The following is a 23,422-nucleotide window of genomic DNA, read 5'->3' on the forward strand; positions in this document are numbered from 1 at the left end:
ATGCTGTGCCGTCTTTCTCGGTCACAAGTCTGTCCCCGATACGGCTCTTTGCCGTCCTCATGGTGCGTGAGGAAATCCCACGCTCATTGACTGCCTTTTCCAGTTCTGCGCTCGGCATACGCTTTCCGTCCGCAAGCAGTTCCAGAATGAGCATTTGCGCCTGTGCGGTCTTGCTCTCGGTCTTGGCGGTGTCCGTCCCGGCAAGAAGCTCGTCAGCGGTAATGTCATAAGCTCCTATCCACGCAAACCCTTTCTCGTCTCCCAGAGAAAAGGCAATGGACTGTCCGGGCGGCGCAAGGGAGCTTTTCTCATGGATCAGCACCCTCGTTGTGGGGCTGTCCTTCAGCTTGCCGATAAAGAGCAGACTGCGGACTGCCGCCGTAATGTCGATAGACCCTAATCCCCGGTAGGTGCTTTGCGTTCCTGCGGCTTTGTTGAGGTGTCCGATCAGCACGATAGCGCACCCGGTAGCCTGTGCAATGTCTCCCAGACTGCGGAATATCGGGCGCACCTCGTTTGCTCTGTTCATGTCCACATCTGCACCCAGAAAAGCCTGTACCGGGTCAATGATAACCAGCCTTGCGCTGTTTTCCCGGATTGCCCTTGCTATGCGTTCATCGGCAAGGGTCAGCGGTGTGTCTCTATCGTCAATGACAAGCACTCGTTCAAGGTCTGCGTCTGCTTCTATCAGTCGGGGCTTGACGGTATCACCCAGACCGTCCTCGGCGGTCTGATAGATGATATTGAAAGGCTCAAGTGTCTCCATACCGGGCAAAGGCTTTCGATTGGTGCAAGCCGCCGCAAGGCGCATGGCAAAGTAGGTCTTGCCCTCGCCGGGATTGCCCTGGATAATTGTCAGCTTTCCAAAGGGGATATACGGAAACCATAGCCAATCCACGCTCGTCAGCTCCACATCTGCCATGCGGAGCATGGGGACAGGCTGGGCGGTGGGCAGCTCTCGCAGCGTGATTGTCTCGGCTATGAATTTGCGGCTGGGAATGTCCCCTTGCTGACGGAGAACATCGTTCCAGTCTTTCCTTACCGGGACAAGGCGAATGACGGCGATCTCGCCGGGAATGTCCTGTGCCAGCCGGGTGCAGGCTTCACTTCCTGCGGTGTCGCTGTCAAGGCAGAGGAACACTTTTCGGATGTCCTTGCGTTCAGAAAGAAAACGGTCAAGGGCTTTGCCTGAAACGCCGCCCAGGGCAAGGTAGCTCCTTGTCTGCCAGTCCTGCGGATAAAGGCAGATAAAGGACAAAAGGTCAATCGGTGCTTCAAAGACAAAGAGCTGGTTGCCGTTTCCCTCATAGTGGAACGGATAGGATTTGTCAGACCCGGCAATGTCCTGTCTGAATGGGTCTGCCGTTCCTCGCACATGGGCGTATCTCGGCGTACCGCTTCGGTCTCTGCCGACAAACACAACATTGTGCCGCTTTGCGTCCTCGTAAATATCCCCGGAAAGAAGAAAAGCCTCAACAAGCGTTTTGTTGAGACCTCGGCTTTCTGTGAGATATTGGATTGCTCTGTCGGCTGTCCTGTTGTGCAAGGGCAAGTGAAACGCTGTGGGCGGTGCTGTGCTGGCTTCGCTCTGTCCCTCGGCGCTTTCGCCGGTTAAGAGCTGGACTGCTTCGGGAAAGGACTTGCCGTAAAACTCCATGACAAAATCAATAGGATAGCCGCCCTTGCTCTGGCTGTGGCGAAACCATTTGTTTCCCCGGACGGTCAGGCTGTCATGTTCTTTCCAGCGGTATTCCCGTCCGCTTTTGATAAGTGTCTCTCCCTGTGTGCGGAGAAAATCTTCCAGACTGACGGCGTTTGCCCGGTCGATCTGTGCTTGGGTGTACTGCATGGGCGTCCTCCTTACTTCTTGAAAACAGCGCATCGTCTGCAAATGCCATGCTCACGCTCGTCCAGCGTGTAGGGGCAGTTCGCACATTCCTCGCCGTACTGTCTCATGATAACAGGCAGATAGCCCAGCTCCTGCAACATATCAATCTGGCGGTCGGTGAGGGTGGCTTCAAAGGCAAGGCATTTCCGGGTGTGTTCGTCCAGCTCGATCAGGTCGGAAAGCGGTCTGCCATCGGTCAAAGCTTCTCCGCTCAAAAGGCGTTTTGCCGTTCTGCGGATGGGGTTGTACTCGTTCTTCCAGTCGTATTTTTTCATCGTGTCATATCCTCCTTTTTCTGTCGTGTTTGGGGTCGATTTTGGAGCTTTTGTTCCTCTGTACGCTCGTTAAATCGGGCGGCAGTATCTACACATGACTTGACCTTCCAAAGGCGGTGTAAATCGTCTCTGACGGTCTTAAACTCGCCATAGGTGGTGTTGTGCGCCTGTTCCAGCTCGTCATACTCGTCGGACAGCTTTTTCATATCCACCTTGCCGTCTGGGAACTCCCCGGTCAGCTTTCGTCTGGCGGCGTAGAACTGTATCAGTTCCGCTTCATGCTCTGCCTTGTACTTGGCTCTGGGCTTCTCAAGCTTGATTTTCTGCAAGCCGTCATAGACAGGCTTCAAGTTCTGGAAAGCGGCGGAGCTGTCATAGAGCCGCTTAATCGCTTTCATTCGTGCCGTCTGCTCATCCAGCGTTTTCTTCAAGCTCTCTGTGGCAGCACTGTGTTCGCTGACACGGCTTTCCAAATCTTCAAGGGAGTAAATGCCATTCCTCCGAAGATAATTGAAAGTCTCGTTCATCTCCTTTAGATTGCTGATTTTACCTTTCTGGGAATACGCCCCGGCTCTGCGCTGGGTGTAATAGGCGTTCAGCAGAGAAACAAGGTCGGGTGCCTGCGGCTTGGCAAGCTCCACCTTTGCTTCGGCAATCCAATCAAACAGGAGAGCGATTTTCTTCTTAATGTCCCGGATAACGGCATTGGTGGCTTTGATCCAGCGGTTGAACTCGCCTTTCTCGGTGCGTATGCCCTTCTTCTCCATTGCCCGGACGGTTGCGCCCTCATGGACGGTGGGAAGAAGCTCCACGCCCTGACGCTCATAGCTTCGGTGGTCGATACTAACGTCAAGCCCCTTTTCAGCAAACTTGGCGTTGCATAGCTCCGCCCATGTCTGCCGCCAGTATTCCAGCGTTTCGGGACTGCCCCAGTCGGTAGTGGGAACGGCGTTAAACACAAAGTTTCCATCTGCGTCCCGGATACGGTTGCCGTCCTCGTCCAGCTCGTAAACTCGGTGCTGCTTACAGCCCCATTTGCCGTTCTGCTCGATGGGACGGATGGGGCAAAGCACATGAAAATGGGGATTGGGTATGCCGCCGTCCTCTCTGTCTGGCTGGTGTACAGCGAAGTCAACCACCATGCCACGGCTCACAAACTGCTCCAATAAAAATTGCCTTGCAAGAGCGATGTTTTCCTCAAGGGAAAATTCATTCTGCAAAGCAATGTCAAAGCTGTATGCAAGCTGTGCCGTCTTTCCACGCTCGGCTTTTTCCACGGCGTTCCATAGGGTCTGACGGTCTGCGTATTCTTTCGGTGCATGGGACGGCAGGAGAATGTCGGAGCATATCACGCCGCCCTTGCGGGTGTAGTCGCTGTATTCGCCATAATACTCGCTATACAATCGCTCCCCGGCACGGTAGGCGGCAGAAGCAATAGCGGACTGTCCTGCGCTTCGCTTAGTCTGCGTGACGCTCAGATGAAATAGTGCCATCGGCTTTCTGCTCCTTTCCTCTGCTCGCTTGGTTGATGTGGGTAATCGCCATGTGACGGACGGCTCGCTGGACTTCGGGCAGAGAAAAGATGTACTCCATCAGCTCCGTCATTTCGGTGCGTGTGAGATCTTTGAACTCCGGGGCAAGGCTCTCAATCGTGCCGCCCAGATTGCAAAGACGGTGGGTGCGCTTTTGTCTCTCGCCTTTCTCCAGATACTTCTTTCTGTTCTCCAGACGCTCCAGCTTGTGCTGTTCCTGTGCAAGCTGTGTCTCGACCTGTTCCTTTTCGGCTCGGAGCTGTTCAAGGTTTTTCGGTTTTGCCATTTTTCGTGACCTCCTTTTTTGAAAATGGGGATAAAAAAAGACCGTCAACTTTTCGCAGATTGCGACCAGTCAACGGTCAGTTTTTCGGTATTCAGTTGTTGTGTTCAGTTCGGTAAATTGAAGTTGGTCAAAGTTGTTGGCGAAGATATTCCACAACATTTCCATTCGTATCATAGAAACAGATGTTTCCTACATTGAGGGGCAGGACAATGGCGAAAGGCTTGCCACTATCAATATCAATCACCTGAATGCCGTTGCCATCATCTACTTCAAGTCGAACAATATTTTGGGTATTCATTGAGATAAATGCCCTTTCGTTATTTCCCTCAACAACAAACTCTGCAATGTAATCATCAACCTCAACTATATCTCCACCACCACGGAAGAAATATCCAAAAGACAAGCCAGGGCGATTTACATAGACAGAAAAAGTGTGGTCTGTCTTGTCCTGTGGGTAAGAAATAAATGCAGCCATTGTGTCGGAAATGCTTCCATCAACAATCCAATCATCCAAAATTTTTTGAGATTGGCGAATGTCTGCTTCTAAACTGTTTGCGGTTTTACCAATGTCATTGTTTGCATAAAGGAAACCGAAAACCAACACACAAGCCAAAATAACACCCAAGAGGATTATGGGTAATTTCTTTTTCATAGAATCACACTCCTTTATCAAATTAAGATTCTTGATTTTCAAACTTGCTGGCGGCGAACGGTTTGTCAAAACCGTTTGCGGACGGCAAGTCCACAGGGGATAGCCGCTTTAGCGGCGCAAGGGGGTGTAGCCACCTTGACGGAACGAAGTGACGCAACATTCTCGGTCATGCAGTTTTCTTCTGCTGACGGAGAATGAAGCTCCGCAGGGCGCACTACTCTCGACAGAGAGTATAGAAGTGCGCCCTTTAGTTCCTAAAGGGGTTTGCTCCGGCTTAATTTCTCGACAAACTGCAATTAGTCATTTCAGTAAGTATTTTCCGAGTCCTATCTGAATCAAATATAGGACAAGGATATGTGCTGGATAAAAAACATAGAAGAAGTATTTTAGCTTCAGTTTACCACGCTTTCCGTTGTATAGCAGAATAAGCAAGCAGGCAAGAAGCGTACATAAAGGCGGTTGATTCCCCGTTGTCCCCATGTAAGCCAAAAGGAACAGCAACACTTGATAGATTCGGTGATTACGGCAAATATAAAATGCTGATATGAATAAGATCCCCTGCATACCGTAGTCACAATGGATTCCTTCCGCAATGCCGGAAAAAAGCACTACACTGAGAACTTGCAGGACTGCTGATTTTATTCTATCCACCGGTAGGTCTGATTTACACGAAAATCTTTCAAGGCATACCAATGTCAATAAGCCTAAAAACAAGGTGAAAAATACATTTTGATACTTCAAGTAAAACGGAAATGTATCTTCCATTCGTGAATACGCACTAAAGAAACCTATGTCAAATGGAACTTCCGAAATAAGGGCAAATGCAAGCATCAACCCAATATAGCGTTTTTTACTTCTTGTGTGTTGGAATCCTTCTGCCAGCAAAAAACAGAATAGCGGAAAAGCAATCGTCCCAATGCTTTGCAAATCAAACCGTATGAAATAATCTATCTCTCGGAATCTCTCCCACGACATTTGCCCGTTATCTGCCATAGCCCCCCAGTAGTTTGATAGCAGCCATTGCAGCACAATTTTACATAGATGGTCAATAAGCATTGTCAGTACAGCAATAACCTTTAGCGAATTTCCTGAGAGAAATTGAATGCGATTTATTTTCCTATCAAGGCTCATAAAGCAACCTCCTACCAACTTCCAATTCTACGATTTTTCGCATTCAAATTATACCATAAAACTCGTGAACAATTCTATCGCAACTTTGGAATATATGAGAAAAGTCCGAACAGTTTTCTGCCCGGACTTCCTCACTCAATCATAAATCAATTCTGCTTTCACAATCTCCTCTGCCTGTGCCTTGCAAGCGTTCATCTGCCGCACCCATTCCATTTGGTTTTTGGCTTTTAGTTGCTCGGTCACGCCGTTTTGCTCTGCCAGTGACCGCACGATCAGCTCCATGCGGTTTCGTGCCGCTTCGTCAATCTCGGCACAATGTTCAAAGAGCTTGTCGGATAGCACCAGTTCATTGAACAGTATCGGGCGGTGCATTTCCAGATACGCCTTGCGAAGTCTGCCGTAGTGTCCGATGGGCTTGGTCTTGCGGATAACGATGTTCGGGATAAGATAATCGCCGTTCTGTGTGTAAGTGATATTCATGCTGATTGTACTCCTTTCATTGGCTCTCTCTGCGGTAAGCTGCTGACAGGGACGAACACGCCCTTTGCAATGTCCTCTGCACGAATGGCGGCTTTCTTGGCTTCGATTTCTGCCTTTTTCCGCTCCTTGATTTTATCCTCGTATCGCTTCTGCGCTCCGCTGGCTTTACGCTTCAAGTAGTTCTGATGAAGTCTGTCCTTGCGTTCCTCTCGCTTGCGGATTTCTTCTAATTCCTCCGGGGTCAGCTCCACTTCTCCAAACGCCGGGGGAACGAAACGCCCAACAAAATTGAAGTAAATCTCAACCTCCTGTGTGGTCTGTATACTTCCTTTGCGGTCACGCTCATGCACAAGAATTTTCTCGATAAACTCGTTGAGCATGGCAATGGTCAGCTTGTCGAAGTTCTCATACTTACCAATCAGAGCGATAAAACGGTCAGCGTCCTTTTCGTGCTTCTCATAGCTCTTGACAGCCTTTTCCAGAACAGAGATTTCAGCGGTAAGCTCGGACTGTTCCTTTTCGTATTGAGCGTCCAGAGTGGCGTATCTGCTGTCGGACAGCTTGCCTAAAATGTTGTCCTCATAGATTTTGCAGAGCAGGACTTCCAGCTCGGAAACTCTCTGCTTTGCTGTGGCAAGGCGTGTCCGCTGTTTCCTGACCTCTGCCGTCTGCTGGCTGGACTGTGCTTCCTGCACCACACGGACAAACTCGGCTCTGTCATGCTTGGCATATTCGGCAATAGCTTTGAGCATTTCGGAAACAAGGGACAGTACCACATCTTCATTGATACGGTGCTGTGTCGTGCAGAGCTTTCCAACTGGGACTTTGCTGTATTGGGAACAGGTATATTGAGAAATACGCTTGCCGTTGTTGGTACGGTGGACATACATCTTGCCGCCGCAATCGGCACAATAAAGCAAGCCTGTGAGGGGAGCTGCTTCGCCCCAGCCGTCCGGGTAGCGTCTGACATTCCCACGGATTTTCTGCACAAGGTCAAAGGTCTGCTGGTCAATAATGGCTTCGTGCGTATTCTCAAAAATCGTCCATTCGTCCTCCGGGACATAATGGCTTTTCTTGTCCTTGAAGTGCTTTCGGGTCTTGAAATTGATGGTGTGTCCCAGATATTCACGCTTTTCAAGAAGGTTGCAGATGGTGGAAGAACCCCAGCCGTACACATCTTTGAAAGTCTTATTCTTGTTCACGCCCTCGCCGTGCTGGGCAAGGTAAGCGGACGGAATGAGAATTTTTTCTTCTTTCAGCTTGCTGGCGATCTGATACGGACCGTAGCCCTCAATCGTCATGGCAAAGATGCGCTTGACCACCTCGGCGGCTTCGGGGTCAACCAACCATTGGTCTCTGGCTTCGTTCCAAAGATAGCCGTAAATGACCGTGCCTGTGAGGTGCTTGCCGGACTTGCCTTTGGACTGGAAAGTGGAACGGATTTTACGGCTGGTGTCTCTGGCGTAATACTCGTTCATAATGTTGCGGAAAGGGGTAAAATCATCGTCCCCTCTGGCACTGTCCACGCCGTCATTGATGGCGATAAGGCGAACGCCACGCTGACGCAGGATTTCCATAATCTGACCGACTTTCAGATAGTCACGACCCATGCGACTCATGTCCTTGATACACAGGTACTCCACATTCCCGGCTTCAACCTCTTTCATCATTGCCAAAAATCCGGGGCGGTCAAAGCAGGTGCCGCTAATGCCATCGTCTGTGAAATGGACAATGTTTGTAAAGCCCTGCCGTGCGGCGAACTCCTCCAACATAGCTTTTTGATTGGAAATGGAATTGCTCTCACGCTGTTGGTCATCATCTTTGCCAAAGTCATCACGGCTCAATCGCTCATAAAGAGCTGTGATTTTCTCGTTTTTTCTCATAACTTGCGCTCCTTTCTTCGGTTTTAGGTTGTGTGTTCTAAGAGACTTCCCAACCGCTTGATTAAGAAGTCTTTTAGAGCATACAACACCGGCGGCTAATTTATATTTTTTATACTGACGTACCGCAAAGTGTTCCGGCTCTGTTTTTTCCAGTTCTTCAAACAGCATATCCACTGCATTTTTAAAGGTTTCGTCATCTTCCCTTGTTTCACTGGCATTGATAAATTCAAGCAGTGTCGCAAAGTTCTGTTCTTCCTCCGGTGCTTCATACCAGATATAACCAATCAAAGCACAGTATAAAAGGCGTTCCGCTTTACTCCAGAAATCTTCACTGGACTTCTCGCCTTCCCCTTTCGTATTTACCATAATCGTATTCACCAATTTTAAAATATCCTTTTCTGACCGGATGTAATGGAAAGGATTGTAGTGCATACTCTTTGAAAAGTTGATGGTATTCAGCACTTTTATCTTATATCCATTCCTTACTAACATCATGCCGCACTCAATGATAATCGTTCCCTTGGGATCGGTCACGACATAACTGATGTATTTTCCCATCTGCATCAGATTCGGCTTTACATAGAATCTCGTCTTACCGGAACCGGAGCCACCGATTACAATCACGTTCTTGTTCCTTGCAAATTTCGGCAGCTTTGGTCTGCTGTTCATGGTCAGCCTTTCCGTCATAGTAAGAAGAATATTGTTTTCAAATATTGGGTCGATGAAGGGTGCAATGTCTTTTGCAGTTCCCCATCTTGCCGAACCATACTCTTCTCCCTGTCGGAACTTTTTGGCATTTTTCATCTTCATCATAACCAGAAATTTTACAGCCAATGCCCCGGTAAAACCTGCCAGTAGTGGCATCTTTTCTATGCTCGGCAGAACAGAAGTAAATGCCATTTGAAAATTCAAAAGCAGCACCATCAGCCGTTCCACCGATGAATCTCCCTGACAATACTGATACAGCCATGCTTCTTTATCTACCAGATAAAAGATTATGACATAAGGAGTATTCAATGCCAGTATCCGCAGGGAATTTCTTTTCAGATATTCCCCTAAATCTAAGATTTTTTCTCTCAGCCAGTCAGCTCCCCATTGAAAGCCTTGCATAAGCAGTGGCGGGATTCTCTCCAGATACCCCTTGCATACTTTACGCATCTTCTGAAATCGGTTCATAGTGTCGGCTCCTTTTCTTTCTGCTTCGTTTTCTCCCGTTCTCGGTTCTTATCCTTCGCCTGTGTGATCGCATCCTTCAGTTTTGTCCTTACAGACGGTTTCTTTGTCTTATTGAGAGATTTACCAGTGTATTCCTTAAATGCTGCGGTCATGACATCTGCATCCCTTGCTTTGAAGAAAACAAAATATCTCGGCGGTTTTGCTGTTGTATCTTTTTTCAGACTGAAATCAATACTATACTTTTTCGCCACCCGTTCAAAAGATTTGATATTCCCATCAGTAATTTCAATATTAGAAAGCTGTACATTCTGCCGCATCAGCTTCTCCATGGTTTGTTTTCCACGATAGGATTTATCTTTCGTCCTGTCATCCCGCTGTTTTTGTACTTTACTCTGCTGCTTCTGTTTAGCTTTCTCCTGTTCCATCTGAGCAAGAGCCTTCCGCATGGCAGCTTTTAACAACTGGGCAGTTATCTTTCCACCTCGGATGCACAGGGACACCGTTTTTTCATTTACTTCATCTTGCACCGTTGTCCTCCTCTTTCTTAATTTGTTCTTTCTTTGCCAGCTCTTTCAGATAAACCTGTACCTTCTCATAACAGTCATATCCCTGACTAATCAGGTTTTCACTGTATTCATACAATTCTTCAACCGTTTTGCCAATTCTATTTCTTGGAACATCGCTAACTTTTTTAATGATGTATCCATGGTCATTTGCCTCATCCATGCACCACAGATAAATCGTTGCTTTTTTGTGCTGTTTGGTTGTATGTACTCCACTGACTTCTACCTCAAAACGATTTCCAAAATTTCTGTAAATACAACGCTCCAGATCAATCATCATAATTTCATATTTTTCGCCCAGACCATCACATAACGCCTGAAGCACTTTATCCTTTTCTTTCATTTTCGTCTACTCCTTTACACAAAATTAATCTTCATTGCCATACAGATCATGCTGTACCAGTGCAGAATAATAATTGCTGATTGTAAGCGGTGCATTATACAGAACTGTGAGAAGATACTGCCGGATATTCACTACCTTACTGGTGTTTTCTCTCAGGCACTTCATCACAAACCGAATATGCTCCGCATTTAATTTTAAAAACTGGCTCTTTACCACATCAAATGGTTTCCTGTCCCTGCCAATCCAGATAAATTCCCGGTCTGAGCTGATAACATCCACCATCAATGCTACAATCTCATCCAGCATCTCCCTGTCACATTCTTCTGTCAGGTATTCATACCCGATGTTATGACAGATAATTTTGTAATACGCATCTCTTTCTATCTGTTTCCTGCGGCTTTCTTCACTCTCATCCGCAGAAAGAAAAGATAGATACTCAGTATCATTTATCTCAGTCTTATTCTTATCAGTATCATTACCCGGCACTTTGGACATATCTGTATCTGTCATTTTGATATATCCAGAAATGTCATTTTGACGTGTCTGGATATTCCCTTCTGATAAATCTACACAGATGCACCGTCGTACATAAATTCTGTCCGGTTTTCCCAAACCCTGCCGTATCCTCGTTATCAGTCCGATTCCCTTTCTGCTGTCAAGCTCCGCAAGCAGGCTTCCGACCTTTTTCAGCCCACAACCCATCATTTCCGCAATCTGTTCCTGGGAAAAATAGATATAAACCTTTCCATCTGCATCCAGCCATCGGTTCTTCACAGAAAGCTGCATCCGGTCAAGTAACAATCCATACAGCAGTTTTGCCTCACAGGACAACTTTCTGAACTTCGGACTGGTAAAAAGAACTTTAGGAATCCGGTAAAAAGTATATTGTTCTGCTTCCTCCCCATAATGGTAAGGAAATATGCAGTCTTTATCCGGTGTTCCGATGCTCCTTCACTTCTTTCAGTATTTTTGCAATACAATATCCAAGGCAGGGATGATATTTGCCATAAGGACAGCCCTTACATGGCTTCCAATGATTCTTAACCGCCATTTTCCTTTCCCTCACCTTTTGTCAGTCTGTCATAATCTTTCTCCGATTCTGCACCTACTTTGATACAGCAGTACATGACAAATCCATATACCAAAAACACTGCAACAGATGCAGCGATCAATACTGTTTTCATTTTATCTGTTCCTCCTGTTCTTCTTTTTCTGTGAATCTGCCACTACCAGCTTTTTCCACAGATATATCTGTTATGAAAAAGGGCATTTATGAACTGTTTTTGCCCATAAATGCCCCTATCCTGTTTCAAAACCTTACAGTTACTTATTTTTTCCTTTTTTTACGTAAATATACCGCAGATGTTCCAAATCCGATTATTCCTAATCCTGCAAGCAGAATCCAGAACATCACCTGGGTGTCATCCCCTGTTTTTGGTGCATCAGTGGATATTGTACTAGATGGAGTTTCCGTTGTTTCCGGTGTCTCAGAAGGAGTTTCTGTTGGTGTCTCCGTTGGCGTTTCCGTCGGTTTGGCTTCATCCTTCATCACAACTTTCTGAATTTCCCCGGTATCTTTTACAGTGAACTTCACATCCTCTGCCACCAGATAACCGTCCGGTGCTGTTTCTTCACGAAGTGTATATTCTCCGATCGGAAGCATCTCGATATAGTGTGCTTTCTCTTCAGAAGTCCAGCTTTCTACGACCTTTCCGTCTTTGTCAAGGATAGTCAGCTTCGCTCCCGGAAGTTCCTTCCCAGAAATATCCGTTTTGGAAATCTGCACTTTCGTCACATCATCCTTCATCTCGATTTTCTGTGCTTTAGAAGAATTTTCTACTGTAAAAGTAATACTCTCCGCAGTCACATAGCCATCTGCCGGTTTTGTCTCCGTCAGAGTGTACTTCTTTCCTGCAACAAGCTCTTTAATGATATGAGCCTCTTTCCCGGAAGTCCATGAATCTACCACCTTGCCATCTTCATCCGTCACTTCCAGTTTCGCCCCTTCCAGTTCCTTTCCATCAGTCAAAGAAGTTTTTGTAATCTCCACAACTGTTGGTTCATCTTCAAAGGTAAACTCATAAGACCGTGTTTCCTTATCTGCACCATCATATTCAAAAGTAAACTCCTGTACCTGATCCGTTGTTGCGAATCCCGGTGCCGGGGAAGTTTCTTTGACATAGTAAGTGTAACCAATCGGAAGATCTGCCGTAAATGTCAGTTTTCCCTCTTTGTCCGTAGCCTGCTCCTCAATAACGGTATCTGCTTTCAGAATGACATCACCATTTGCATTTACAATGTCCTCTTTATTGCAAAGAGCGAACACTGCACCTTCCAGTACCCTGTCAGAATCCTTTTCTTTTTTCAGCACCTTTACTTCCGCTTTCTGACGGTTATTCTGCCAGTCGGAAGAATAAGTTACCTCGGCAGTATCCTGATCCCGGTATGTCAGGTCAATCTCACGAGCTGTACCATCCAGTACATAGCCGTTTGCCGTTTCCTTTTCTTTGACATAATATTTGCCAAGTGGAAGATCTGTCAGTTTTGCTACTCCTGTTTCATCTGTCGTAATCGTTGCTATCAGATCATCTTTCTTGTAATAATCTTCACTCTCACCATCCGCAGCTTTAATATCTTCCAGTGCATAAACCTCAAAAGTAACTTCTTTCAGGGAACCGGAAATATATTCAAATAAATGGCTGAGCCATCCACCTACAGAATCAAGTGCAGATACTTTTTCCAGAAATTCACCCTTCTTATTGATAATCAGCGTTCCAGTCGGCACATCATCTTTCATTTCCACTTTCTGGATTTCAGCAGTATCCTCTACAGTAAAAGTAATCTCCTCCGCTTTCAGATAACCATAAGGAGCCATTTCTTCACGAAGAGTATATGTTTCACCCACAGTCAGACGCTCAATCAGATGTTCCTCACCCTTTACAGATTTCCATGTATCTATTACATTTTTATCCTTATCGAGAACTGTCAGTGTTGCTCCGGAAAGTTCAACTCCTGTTGTGATGTCAGATTTTTTCACTGTGATTTTGGTCGGCTGATTTTTAAATTCAGATGCAAGTTTTATTACTTTCACATCCTGTCCCTGATAAGCCGCAGTGACATCCAGTGTTTCATCCGAAGATACATAACCTGCCGGTGCTGCAAGTTCTCTGATATAATATTTGCCAAATGGCAGGTCAAGGTCAAAGACTGCATTGCCATCTTCATCGGTTACTGCTTTTCCAAGAAGTGTATCTGCTTTCACAAGCACATTTTCATGTACCAGAATATCCTCTTTCGCATACAGACCAAACTCTGCACCAGCAACAACCGCATCCGTTTCTGCATCTTTTTTTACAACAGATACTTCTACCTTCTGACGGTCATTGTCAAAGGCTGCTGTCTGCTCGATCACTGCTGTATTCTGATCTTTATAAGAGAAAGTAACTGTCTGTGCTTCCTCATTTAACACAAAACCATCTGGTGCTGTCTTTTCGACAACTTTATAAGTTCCAAGAGGAAGATCCGCAATCTGTGCCTTTCCATCTTTATCAGTTGTAACCGTTCCTACCAGTGTTGCGGCAGCATACTCTAAGATACGGTTTCCATTGTCATCTTTCTGGAAATCCGCAGTATAAATATCTTCTGCCGCATAAACCTCAAAGACTGCACCTTCCAGATTCTCACTCTGATAAGTAAAATCGTCTTTAAAACCATCAAGAACTTCACCTTTTTTCACAATATTCAATTCACCCTTTACCGGATGATTCTCATAGGAAACCTCGATGATCACATCCCCGGAAGTACCGTCCATCTGATATGCTGTATTGGAATCCACATCAACCTCATAGTAATTCTCATTGAGCGTATATCCATAAGGTGCATTTACTTCCTCAATGCGGTAATGCCCGATTTTCAGATTTTGTGGAAGGATCAAATATCCATCCTCATCTGTAAAATAAGACTTATGCTTCACAGTAGTCGGATAAGTCGTTACCTGCTCCACATATTTTCCAGTGTCCATGTTATAGATTTTGAACTCTGTATTTTTCTGGAGTACCGCTTTCTTTGTTTCATCATCCTTTTTGATAATTTTCAGTTTGGCTTCAAATTCATCATCTAAAAGCACACGCCATGTCTGCGGTGTGTTTGGATTATTTTCTGTAATGCTGACTGTAAAATCATCTACCGGAGTATAATTATGCGGTGTTGTTGTTTCACGCACTACATATGTTCCATATGGGATTGCAATACTGCAGGCATATCCTTTTTCATCTGTAAAGATTTCCGTTGCACCATTATCTCCGATCACTACTGGTTTTGCAGAATCAAAATCATAACTGCCATCTTCTTTCACCTTCAGAGAAGATACCAGATAAGCACTAAATCCTGCCCCTTTCAGTAAATCCGCATCGGTCTTTCCATTATTGGCTGCTTTGATGATCTGAAATGGCTGTTTCATTACCTGTTCCAGCGAAGTACACTCACGCTTCACCTCAGCAGTCATATCCCCCTCATAATCACAGGAAAGGTCATATTCATTCTCATCTGCCAGATAACCGGTTGGTGGTGTAATCTCTTTCACATAATAACTTCCAAGATACAGCCCGCTGACGGAAGCCTGTCCATTTTCATCCGTAGTAAGTGTTGCCACCTGATCTCCTGCTTTATACATCACACCGGTTGCACCATCCGGATGGACAATGTTCTCTCTGGCATACAGTCCATAAACTGCTTTTTCCAGAGTCGCATCTCCCTGCGGAACTGCTTTCTTTGTTTCTGCATCCAGCTTCTGTAAAGAGATCTTTGCTGTCACACGTTCATTTTTAAAAGTATGGTTAAATGTCACCTTTGCTTCCTTATCGTTTGTATATGAAAAAGCAAACTGGTAAACATCTTCCGTATTTCTCACATATCCTGTTGGAGCCTGTTCTTCCTTAACTTCATAGGAAAATCCAAGCGGAAGATCTGCATTGAATTTTGCCTTTCCATCTGTTCCAGTGGTTGCCTTTTCAATCAGTGTGCCTTTCTTTGCAACTACAGTACCGTCCACATTTGTAATGTCACTGGCAGCATAAATTCCAAAAATACCTCCGTTCAGAGGATTTTCTGTATCCTTATCCTGCTTTGTCACAATAACTTCTGCTTTCTGTCTGTCATTCGTAAAAGTTGTTTCAGAAAATACCACTTCTACATTCTGTCCTGCATAAGCAAGTTTTACTGTCTTTTCTTCCCCTGCATTATAAAAACCGGACGGAGCCTGTACTTCCTTTACAACATATGTACCAAGATGCAGATTTTTAAGAATCACAGCACCATTGGAATCTGTTGTCAGATTCTCCTTTACCAGATCACCTTTACTGTAAACTTTTGTACCATAAGCAGTTGTAATATCTGCTCCGGCATAAACATTATAAACAGCACCTTTCTGTCGGCGTTTTTCATATCGGAATGTTGTTCCGTTTTCTGTCACATCTGCACCTGTGAGAACTTCACCCTCTTTATATACAGTAAGCTGTCCAAGCTGTTCTTCATCCGGAACAGTTACCGTAGTCGTCTTGCTGACTTCCAGCTTCACATTGTAGGCTGTAGCATTAATACGATAACCGCTTGGTGCAGTAATCTCTTTCAAATAAACGGTATCCTGTGTCTTAACGATCTGTGCAGATGCTTCTCCATTCGCATCCGTTGCAGGCAGTTTTGTAATCAGATTCTTACAATCTGCATCACTGTATAATCCAAATACAGCTCCGGACAGTTTTGCATTTGCTTTGGAATCCTTTTTAATGACTTTCACACTGGCATACTGTACCCATGTCACTTTAAAATCCACATACTTTTCATCATCGACACCCTCACCAAACACCAATGCCAGATCCTGTGAACCAGAACCGGTACTGATCTTATAAGCAGAATAATCTTTTGTGATACTTCCTTTCATTGTGATAGACCAGCTTCCTGCTACATCACTTACCTGAGTAAGCGGTGCAGACAGATAGAACTTTGTTCCGCCACTGATCACTACGGATTCTCCTGCCTTGCTTGTCTTTCCTGTTGTCACATTATGAAGCTTTACTCCACTTGGAAGTTTCATTGTGATACTTTGCAGTTCATCTGCCTTAAAAGTAATCTCCTTTGTCCTCTGGCTGCTGCCATCCACATAGGCAGTCACATTCGCATCTGAAAAGCTCATCTCAACATCCGGAATATTTGGTTGCGAAATACAGTAATTGTACAGTTTCATAGCAAGTGTTTTTGCTTTACTGCTTGCACCGGAAAACGCAGAATCTCCGCTGTTAGCATAAGATGCTGCCAGATGCACCAGGATAAATCTTGCTCCTGTACTCAGATTTCCATAGCCATTCTCTTCTGTAAAAAATCCATCATCACCGGATGCCTTTGTTCCGTAATAGCAGACTTTCGCAAGTTTCTTACCATCACTCAGCTTGGTAATATCATAAGTTCCACTTCCTGGACTGGATTTTTCCGGCTGAATACAGTAAGCAGTAGCAGAAACACTTCCAAACTTTACAGTGTACTGATAAGTCAGATAACTTCCGTAACCATAATCAGAATACTGATAGCAGGCTCCTCTTGTCACTGTTACTTTCTTGGTGCTTGTCGTAGATGCTACCCTTGCCATAAAAGTAACTGATTCCCCTTCATCTAAGGAATAAAGGTCAATCCCTTCTTCGTCAGCCTGTTCCATCACATCAGAAACTGTCAGTCCAGTTTCTTCGTCTGTTGTTGTTTCTGATTCTTCTGTGAGATCAGTCACTACTTCTGTTTCTGTCTGCCTGTCCGTCTCTTCATCATCTGCAGTTCCAATATCCTCCGTTTCTCCGGCATTACCTTCACCCGTAGTATTCTCAGAAGTATTTGACATTGTTACGGCTTCCGTTTCCGCTTCCCTTACTGTCACATTTCTGCTGACACGATAAGACGGATTTCCACTAACTGGCTCTACTTTATAAACTGCTTTATAAGTATCTGCCCTGCCTGTATCAAAATCTTCACCTGCTTCATTCTTCGCTTCATAAAGTTCTATCTTTACCTTAGCATCATTAATTCCCTCTATACCGGAAAAATCAACTTTGATGTCAAAATCAGAACCATATTCCACCGTATAATCATTGGCTGTCACAATCTCATCCTCTGCCAGTTTATCCTTCACCGTTTCCAGTTCCGGATACTGAGATTCAAAAGAAGAAGCCGTATTATCCGGTTCCGCTGCATAAGTTGTAATCGGCTGAAATACTGTGGTTGCAATCGTAAGAACAGACAGCACACCAGACATTACTCTTTTCCAAGATCCTTTCATTTCTCAATACCTCACTTTGTTTTATTTTTCTGTTACTGATTTACAGGTTTTCACCTGTCTGATACAATCATAAGCATCACTCCGTTTTAAATTATTTGTGCGAACATCACTTCTGATAACAGCACAGTCATACGCCGGAGCCTGCATCATGCACAAGTTCCGGCGCATAGTCTACTGTCATCGCCCGGCGAACCGGGCATAACAAAAATAAGGATTGAGCATTTTCCGATCAGAAGAAAACTTTTGCTGGTCGCAGAATGCGTAACTGAGCATCCGCTCCCTTCTGACCTTTTATTCAATTATCAAGGTTCGCCGGATTGGGATTATCTTAAAGATTTTCTTTCAGATGTTTACCTCTCCACTAATTGCAAGTTTCAGAGGGTGTTTGGACGGCAAAAATTGAAATTTTTTTATTTTTTTCTCAAAATCATCTCGGTTCTCCATTTTCATCAAAACTCCTGGATATTTTCATTAATGCTTTATGCACTGCATCAGACACGCTGCTTCTGCTCATTCCATACATACTCGCAATCTGCTTATGCGTTTTCTGTTCCCAGTAAACCTTTTTCAATATCTCCTTTTGTTTTTCCGTCAATACACTCATCAGCAGTTCAACCATCTGCTCCTGACTGACCTGTTCCTCTATTTTTGTAAGTTTGTCTTCCAGCTCCCCATAATCTTCTGCAATCGCATGATAAGAAAAACATTTATGGTTACGGTCACGACTTAAACTATTGCTGACAATACGGTCCTCCCCGATCATTAACAGACTCAGATACCATTCCTTTTCATCAAAGAAACTTTCTTCCATCCGGACTGTTTTTCCGTTCATTACCGATTCATACTCATATCGACAGCTACTCACCGGAAAAACCGTTACTCTTCCTGCTGTCTGATACATCGCATACCCATTTTGGAACACAGTTACCAGTGCCATGCCCTCTCCATTTCCAATCTTCTTAGAAACAACTACAGGAATCTTTTTCTCCTTCAGTAGCCTATCCGTAGGTATCTTTTCGTTCTTCTCCGGTGTCTGGATCATTTTCTTTAAATCTCTTAATGTCAGCATAATTTGCCACCTTTCCTGCTGAATCGGTGGCAAAAAGAAAGGCAGCTAAGCTAAATAGACCCCGATTCCGCTAATTTTTTTTATTAGCGGAACCGAAGTTCCAGCCTGCTGCCTTCTCTATGGAAACCTATGACATAAGTGTTACACCATATTTATCCAGTCTTATTTATTTCTATTTGTTACTGATACGGTATCCGTCTTTTTCTCCTTCTCTTTCTGACGAATTTCCTTCAATACATCCGAGTAATCTCCAAAAGCATCATAGGGACACATCCGGCGAAATCTCAGTTCTTCTTCCAGTGTCATCTTCTGTCCTCCTGTTCTTATCAGCCTGTCTGCTGTTGATGAAATGATTATAAAATAAACATTTTTGCTATACCTCATCAGATGTGGGGAATCTTTATGCTTTCCACCACACATCTGTGGAACCTGTAAAAAACAAAAAAATACCGCTGCAAACTCTTCATAAAAAAGAATCTGCAACGGCATAAAATTTTCTATTCCATTGAGGACAGACTGTTTATCATCGCTTTCATTGTTTCCAGTACCACTTTCTGTTTCTTATGTTCCAGCCTCCCCAGTTCAAAGATCAGAGATACGACTTCTGGATTTCTCTCCGGTTCTTCCAATTCTAATAACAACTCATACGGGCTTATTTTCAAGGCATTCACTGTCTTTGCAAAAGTATGTACATCCATAGTGTTCTCTGCATTCTCATATCGGGATATTGCATTAGAACTTTTGCCAATGATCTGTCCCAGTTCTTCCTGAGAAAGACCACTTTCTCTACGCTTCTCGCTCAGCGAATTTCCAAAGGCAATCCGTTCTTCTGATCGTATCTCTTTCAAATCGTGCAATACCCCCTTTCTGACATAATCTTCTGAGAACAAAAAAACCGGAATAAACAGCAAAGATTTTACATTCCATGCATCATAGGCTTGATTAGGCACAACTTCTGTCATCCTCTGCCTATGATGTCTGTGTAAAATACATTTACCGTTTATTCCGGCAGGACACTACACCTGTATCAAACGAAATAAACCAAAAGTATCGAACCTCTAAATGTCTGTGAAGTCAAATAATTGTTACGATTAATGCAAATGAATTTTAACACATTTGAAATCTTTTTGTCCACAAATACACAGTTTTTTCACATAAATTTCCATTTTTAAACATAAAAAAACGGCAAAACATCATGCTTCTTCTGTATAAAGACAATATTCCTGTCTTTTTACAGATAGCTGCATATGTTTTGCCGGGTTCCTGATGATTCTGTGCCATCTCCAACACGTTCAGCAAACTCTTGAATATCTACGCTGCATCTGAGGATTCTGCTGTCCAATCTTACAGTTCATAAATATTCTCATTCTTTGCATCCAATATTCTCTTCTGACCATCCATGCTGTCATTCAATCAGAACTCTTACAGTTCCGAATCACACCTACCAGATGTGTCATATAACGCTCCAGACGGTCTACATCTTCCTTAGAACGCTTCTTATTCATATCAATGCCAACTACAACACCAAGGTCTGCAAATGCCGTCAGATCTCTGTGGCATCGCTGACATCTCACTTCTGAATAGGTAAAAATACTTTTCTGAGTTACTTTGCCACATACCGGGCAGGTTACAACTAATACATCTTCTTCGCTCATCAATCAATCCTCCAAGTAATATCTACACATACTATCACTCAAACGGATAAGGGAAATTGAAAACCGTTGATGAGTAAATAACAGGTGATTCCGCAGCATCGAGCCATGCCACCTGTTATATCCTGTTTTCACTGGGATCTGCTCTGACAATCTCATCGCAACTTACACCTGCTGCTGTCACTCTGTCATCACTTTTGCAATGACTTAATCACATGAACAGCAACACCTTGAATACTGCAATTCTGCGTGTAAATTTCCGGATACTTCGGATTCTCCGGATGTAAATGTACACACCTTCTTTCCGTATCAAGAAAAAACCGCTTCAATGTCGATTCATTCTCCACCAGGGCAACAACGATATCACCATCTGAAGCTGTATTCTGCTTCCGGATAACAACCATGTCTCCACTATGGATACCTGCTCCAGTCATAGAATCTCCATTCGCCCGCAAGATAAAGAACTCTCCATCTCCAAATAGTGAAACCGGCAGAGAAACATATTCTTCTACATATTCCTCCTCAAGCTGCGGCATACCACAGGACACTGATCCAAGCACCGCCGCCGGTTTTGTATCCGGAGATAACTTCTCCGTCCTCTCAGTAACAATCTCCCCGTTATGGTAGCTCAACATTCCTCTTTCGTTCATCTCAACGAGGTATCTGTATACTGTACTCTTGACTATACCGAGCGCATCTGCAATTTCGCTGGTATAAGGTGAACGATGATTCAGCAATAAAAACTTCTCAGCGTAATTCAATATCTGCTGCATTAACTTTTCGCTCTTATGCCGCATCTTTTCACCTTACCTTTCTATCGGAAACGATACGTTTCTGATAGCTGTATTATACCGAACATATATACGTAAGTCAATACATTTTCCAAATTTTATCGAACATATTTTCTTTCATTCATCTTCGAACTCCATTTCATTCATTTCTGGAAAATCCAGCAATTCAGAAACAGTCATATTTAAGCCCATGGCAATCTTACGCAAAGTTTTCAGTTTAGGATTCTTTGTTTCTCCATTCATCATGCTGTTGATTGTTGATTGTGTAATCCCCGATAATGTTGCAAGTCTGTTTATTGTTATCCCTCTGTCAGCACACAAGTCACTTAATCTCTTTATTATGGCATCTGAATACGTCATGTAAATTCTCCTTAAATCACAATATATATTCAGTATAAAGGATTTCCCTTTCGTTTATTAACGGTGTGCCGTTGACATTTCCGCAAACTGATGATAAATTAACGTTATACCGTTATTTACTTGCACAACCTTAAGGGAGGAATTTATCTAATGAGCAAAAAAGAACAGAAACTAAAAAAGAATCTCTATAAAGCACTCACAGAATATTTCATTCATAATGCTAAAAACACTCTGTCATCATCAGAAAGTATTCTCGATCAGCTTGCCTCTTTTCGCATGGAAACAGGATTACCTGACGCACTCAGACAAGATAAAAAATATCAAAAAGCTCAGAAAAACTGTAATAAAGCCAATGAAAAAATGCAAGATCTAAATCTAACTCCCCAACAATGGGATGCGGTTGATGCCGCTATCACAGCAGAAAACATTGCATCTATAGAATATATACGGATTGCCTACAAACAAGGAATCATTGATGCATTTTCTATTTTGCAAGAAGCCCTGTAATATCCATGTTAATCTAATCACTCGCAGGAAATAAAGCAGGGATTCATCTCTGCTTTCCCATTTTCTTCTCTATTGCTTCCGGCACTCTGATCAAGCCAAATCGCCATAGTATCGAATAAATATATGAAACTCCTCTAATATCTCCAAGTGCTTTCGGTTTCTTCACTTCTTCTGAAATCCTCTTACTATTTTCAAATGCCAGCACCACACTACTCCAGGAAAGACTCTTACTTTTCTCTCTACGATCTATCATCAGCTCTCTGTTATACTCTCCGTTTTTACCAACCTTTAATTTATACCGAAACGGTAATCCTGTTGCCGTTTTAAATGGATAATCCTGAAATGCAATCACAGCCTGCCACAGATTTTCCTCTGATGGTATTTCCTGTAGAAGCCGAACCTGCTCTTGTCTATTCTTATATGTCCGGCATCGCTCCGCATTTAGACTTATCTCTGCTGCATTATAAAGTCCCTTAGTGTAGGGCAGATAGGAATGAACCGATGCTCTGGAAAGACCTGTGAGTTTCATAATCTCCGGAATCTTTTTTCCTGACTGATGTAGAGCATTGATTTCTGTACATATATCTGATGTGAACACATCGGCAGTAATAAGTAGCTTACGGAGTTTAAGCAGACTAATATTTAGCTCATCTGCCAGCGATCTTAAAGAATCTGCTTCTTCATAGGCAGCTCTTAACTCTTGAAGAAAATGATTAAATTGAAGTTCTGGATTATATTCTGGTTTCTTTTTTGGTCTTCCTGCCATTTTCAACTCCTATTTCCATGTGAATCCAATCATCTTGTACCTAAAACAGAGGATTCCCTGCTATCCCTCTAATGCTACGATAGCCTTTCTCTGTTTTTTGTTTTATTTTTTTGCTTTCGATAATATCCCAAATAATAGATGACACCGCCTACTGCTCCACCAAGTGTATTATAGGTTAGATCTGATATTTGAAATGTTCCAAGATGGAATAATAGCTGAGTAAATTCTATCAGAAAAGAAAATACTGCTACAACTTTTGTGGCTTCCCAAACGGTCTTTCCAAATCTAATATTCTCAGATTCATCAAGTAATTCTTTTTGAAATGCCCACAATAGTAAAATAGAAAATGGAACAAATAACATGAAATTTTCTATAGATTCTGTTGTAAACTGTCCATCTTCGTATAGTCCCCATCCACCAAAAAGCTTTCCAAGTGGATCAAACCATATCTCACGATTTAAAACTGTTCGGAGTAATATCATTGCTGTATAAAAAGCTAATAAAAATGTCCGGCGAAAATTTGAAGAACTTCTAAATGCTCTCCACCATGTTGCAAACATATTTCTAACAAAATCGTTCTTCTTCCATTCATGTTCTTTTGCATACAAATACAGGAACATTGCTAGAAACGCAAGAAGAATCGCTGCCCAGAAAGGCTGGTACAATGCAGATAGTACATTTTTTATAATGCTGTTCAATATCTCAATCGCTTTGGTTACCATTGTACCATTTCCTTCCTATAATATACAG

General features: G+C 43.6%; 22 protein-coding genes. 1 reads left to right on the top strand and 21 read right to left on the bottom strand.

Features of this window, described 5'->3' with window-relative positions:
- From LI164_RS11020 to LI164_RS11110, 19 genes are all read right to left on the bottom strand, one after another.
- Positions 1-1,849, bottom strand: a 1,849-nt coding sequence (locus LI164_RS11020; protein ID WP_227087131.1) for an AAA family ATPase, incomplete at its 3' end; no start/stop codon positions are given.
- Positions 1,850-1,860: 11 nt separating this feature from the next.
- Complete coding sequence (locus tag LI164_RS11025; RefSeq protein WP_024729653.1) at positions 1,861-2,163, bottom strand: hypothetical protein; 303 nt, start codon at positions 2,161-2,163, stop codon at positions 1,861-1,863.
- On the bottom strand, positions 2,160-3,656 hold the full coding sequence (gene mobQ, locus LI164_RS11030; protein WP_060457860.1) for a MobQ family relaxase: 1,497 nt from the start codon (positions 3,654-3,656) through the stop codon (positions 2,160-2,162). Before mobQ ends, LI164_RS11025 begins: the two co-directional genes overlap by 4 nt.
- Entirely contained in the window at positions 3,622-3,981 is a 360-nt protein-coding gene (locus LI164_RS11035) for a DUF3847 domain-containing protein (protein WP_055191773.1), read from the bottom strand. Before LI164_RS11035 ends, mobQ begins: the two co-directional genes overlap by 35 nt.
- 127 nt (positions 3,982-4,108) lie before the next feature.
- Complete coding sequence (locus LI164_RS11040; protein WP_015516227.1) at positions 4,109-4,633, bottom strand: hypothetical protein; 525 nt, start codon at positions 4,631-4,633, stop codon at positions 4,109-4,111.
- A 300-nt stretch (positions 4,634-4,933) separates the two neighbouring features.
- Positions 4,934-5,764, bottom strand: coding sequence for a TraX family protein (locus LI164_RS11045; protein ID WP_025483373.1), 831 nt, complete (start codon positions 5,762-5,764; stop codon positions 4,934-4,936).
- A gap of 135 nt (positions 5,765-5,899) precedes the next feature.
- On the bottom strand, positions 5,900-6,244 hold the full coding sequence (locus LI164_RS11050; protein ID WP_227087132.1) for a TnpV protein: 345 nt from the start codon (positions 6,242-6,244) through the stop codon (positions 5,900-5,902).
- A complete protein-coding gene (locus LI164_RS11055; protein ID WP_227087133.1) occupies positions 6,241-9,303 on the bottom strand; it encodes a DUF4368 domain-containing protein in 3,063 nt (1,020 codons plus the stop codon). Before LI164_RS11055 ends, LI164_RS11050 begins: the two co-directional genes overlap by 4 nt.
- On the bottom strand, positions 9,300-9,830 hold the full coding sequence (locus tag LI164_RS11060; protein WP_227082701.1) for a PcfB family protein: 531 nt from the start codon (positions 9,828-9,830) through the stop codon (positions 9,300-9,302). Before LI164_RS11060 ends, LI164_RS11055 begins: the two co-directional genes overlap by 4 nt.
- On the bottom strand, positions 9,820-10,209 hold the full coding sequence (locus LI164_RS11065) for a hypothetical protein (protein WP_227082703.1): 390 nt from the start codon (positions 10,207-10,209) through the stop codon (positions 9,820-9,822). The genes LI164_RS11060 and LI164_RS11065 overlap by 11 nt, the downstream gene beginning before the upstream one ends.
- Positions 10,210-10,233: 24 nt before the next feature.
- Complete coding sequence (locus tag LI164_RS16165) at positions 10,234-11,154, bottom strand: DUF6017 domain-containing protein (RefSeq protein ID WP_320054971.1); 921 nt, start codon at positions 11,152-11,154, stop codon at positions 10,234-10,236.
- A 95-nt stretch (positions 11,155-11,249) separates the two neighbouring features.
- On the bottom strand, positions 11,250-11,393 hold the full coding sequence (locus LI164_RS11075; RefSeq protein ID WP_162840612.1) for a hypothetical protein: 144 nt from the start codon (positions 11,391-11,393) through the stop codon (positions 11,250-11,252).
- A 143-nt stretch (positions 11,394-11,536) separates the two neighbouring features.
- Complete coding sequence (locus tag LI164_RS11080) at positions 11,537-17,527, bottom strand: SpaA isopeptide-forming pilin-related protein (RefSeq protein WP_227082705.1); 5,991 nt, start codon at positions 17,525-17,527, stop codon at positions 11,537-11,539.
- Between the two features lie 427 nt (positions 17,528-17,954).
- The gene (locus tag LI164_RS11085) at positions 17,955-18,596 is read right to left on the bottom strand and encodes a sigma-70 family RNA polymerase sigma factor (RefSeq protein ID WP_227082706.1); all 642 of its coding nucleotides are present in this window, start codon (positions 18,594-18,596) and stop codon (positions 17,955-17,957) included.
- Positions 18,597-18,758: 162 nt separating this feature from the next.
- Complete coding sequence (locus LI164_RS11090; RefSeq protein ID WP_227087134.1) at positions 18,759-19,085, bottom strand: hypothetical protein; 327 nt, start codon at positions 19,083-19,085, stop codon at positions 18,759-18,761.
- A gap of 8 nt (positions 19,086-19,093) precedes the next feature.
- Positions 19,094-19,444, bottom strand: a complete 351-nt coding sequence (locus tag LI164_RS11095; protein WP_069989234.1) for a helix-turn-helix domain-containing protein — start codon at positions 19,442-19,444, stop codon at positions 19,094-19,096.
- 561 nt (positions 19,445-20,005) lie between these two features.
- Positions 20,006-20,251, bottom strand: a complete 246-nt coding sequence (locus tag LI164_RS11100; protein ID WP_069989235.1) for a hypothetical protein — start codon at positions 20,249-20,251, stop codon at positions 20,006-20,008.
- Between the two features lie 188 nt (positions 20,252-20,439).
- On the bottom strand, positions 20,440-21,021 hold the full coding sequence (gene lexA / locus LI164_RS11105; RefSeq protein ID WP_330628978.1) for a transcriptional repressor LexA: 582 nt from the start codon (positions 21,019-21,021) through the stop codon (positions 20,440-20,442).
- A gap of 135 nt (positions 21,022-21,156) precedes the next feature.
- Positions 21,157-21,399, bottom strand: a complete 243-nt coding sequence (locus LI164_RS11110; protein WP_022302714.1) for a helix-turn-helix transcriptional regulator — start codon at positions 21,397-21,399, stop codon at positions 21,157-21,159.
- Positions 21,400-21,549: 150 nt separating this feature from the next.
- Here LI164_RS11110 and LI164_RS11115 point away from each other — a divergent pair, with 150 nt between their 5' ends.
- Positions 21,550-21,906, top strand: coding sequence for a hypothetical protein (locus LI164_RS11115; RefSeq protein WP_227082709.1), 357 nt, complete (start codon positions 21,550-21,552; stop codon positions 21,904-21,906).
- A 43-nt stretch (positions 21,907-21,949) separates the two neighbouring features.
- Here the strand turns inward: LI164_RS11115 and LI164_RS11120 are convergent, their stop codons facing one another.
- Positions 21,950-22,672 (bottom strand): hypothetical protein, encoded by a 723-nt coding sequence (locus LI164_RS11120; RefSeq protein WP_227087135.1) that lies wholly within the window; start codon positions 22,670-22,672, stop codon positions 21,950-21,952.
- Between the two features lie 74 nt (positions 22,673-22,746).
- Positions 22,747-23,394, bottom strand: a complete 648-nt coding sequence (locus LI164_RS11125; protein WP_227087136.1) for a VanZ family protein — start codon at positions 23,392-23,394, stop codon at positions 22,747-22,749.
- Between the last annotated feature and the right edge of the window lie 28 nt (positions 23,395-23,422).

The sequence above is a fragment of the Dorea sp. 210702-DFI.3.125 genome, assembly GCF_020560945.1.
GTDB lineage: Bacteria > Bacillota > Clostridia > Lachnospirales > Lachnospiraceae > Dorea > Dorea formicigenerans.

What these genes read in the sequence shown, in the direction of transcription:
- LI164_RS11025 (WP_024729653.1), bottom strand. Translation starts at nt 2,163, where the DNA reads ATGAAAAAATACGACTGGAAGAACGAGTACAACCCCATCCGCAGAACG.
- mobQ (WP_060457860.1), bottom strand. Translation starts at nt 3,656, where the DNA reads ATGGCACTATTTCATCTGAGCGTCACGCAGACTAAGCGAAGCGCAGGA.
- LI164_RS11035 (WP_055191773.1), bottom strand. Translation starts at nt 3,981, where the DNA reads ATGGCAAAACCGAAAAACCTTGAACAGCTCCGAGCCGAAAAGGAACAG.
- LI164_RS11040 (WP_015516227.1), bottom strand. Translation starts at nt 4,633, where the DNA reads ATGAAAAAGAAATTACCCATAATCCTCTTGGGTGTTATTTTGGCTTGT.
- LI164_RS11045 (WP_025483373.1), bottom strand. Translation starts at nt 5,764, where the DNA reads ATGAGCCTTGATAGGAAAATAAATCGCATTCAATTTCTCTCAGGAAAT.
- LI164_RS11050 (WP_227087132.1), bottom strand. Translation starts at nt 6,244, where the DNA reads ATGAATATCACTTACACACAGAACGGCGATTATCTTATCCCGAACATC.
- LI164_RS11055 (WP_227087133.1), bottom strand. Translation starts at nt 9,303, where the DNA reads ATGAACCGATTTCAGAAGATGCGTAAAGTATGCAAGGGGTATCTGGAG.
- LI164_RS11065 (WP_227082703.1), bottom strand. Translation starts at nt 10,209, where the DNA reads ATGAAAGAAAAGGATAAAGTGCTTCAGGCGTTATGTGATGGTCTGGGC.
- LI164_RS11075 (WP_162840612.1), bottom strand. Translation starts at nt 11,393, where the DNA reads ATGAAAACAGTATTGATCGCTGCATCTGTTGCAGTGTTTTTGGTATAT.
- LI164_RS11080 (WP_227082705.1), bottom strand. Translation starts at nt 17,527, where the DNA reads ATGAAAGGATCTTGGAAAAGAGTAATGTCTGGTGTGCTGTCTGTTCTT.
- LI164_RS11085 (WP_227082706.1), bottom strand. Translation starts at nt 18,596, where the DNA reads ATGCTGACATTAAGAGATTTAAAGAAAATGATCCAGACACCGGAGAAG.
- LI164_RS11090 (WP_227087134.1), bottom strand. Translation starts at nt 19,085, where the DNA reads ATGCCGTTGCAGATTCTTTTTTATGAAGAGTTTGCAGCGGTATTTTTT.
- LI164_RS11100 (WP_069989235.1), bottom strand. Translation starts at nt 20,251, where the DNA reads ATGAGCGAAGAAGATGTATTAGTTGTAACCTGCCCGGTATGTGGCAAA.
- lexA (WP_330628978.1), bottom strand. Translation starts at nt 21,021, where the DNA reads ATGCAGCAGATATTGAATTACGCTGAGAAGTTTTTATTGCTGAATCAT.
- LI164_RS11110 (WP_022302714.1), bottom strand. Translation starts at nt 21,399, where the DNA reads ATGACGTATTCAGATGCCATAATAAAGAGATTAAGTGACTTGTGTGCT.
- LI164_RS11115 (WP_227082709.1), top strand. Translation starts at nt 21,550, where the DNA reads ATGAGCAAAAAAGAACAGAAACTAAAAAAGAATCTCTATAAAGCACTC.
- LI164_RS11120 (WP_227087135.1), bottom strand. Translation starts at nt 22,672, where the DNA reads ATGGCAGGAAGACCAAAAAAGAAACCAGAATATAATCCAGAACTTCAA.
- LI164_RS11125 (WP_227087136.1), bottom strand. Translation starts at nt 23,394, where the DNA reads ATGGTAACCAAAGCGATTGAGATATTGAACAGCATTATAAAAAATGTA.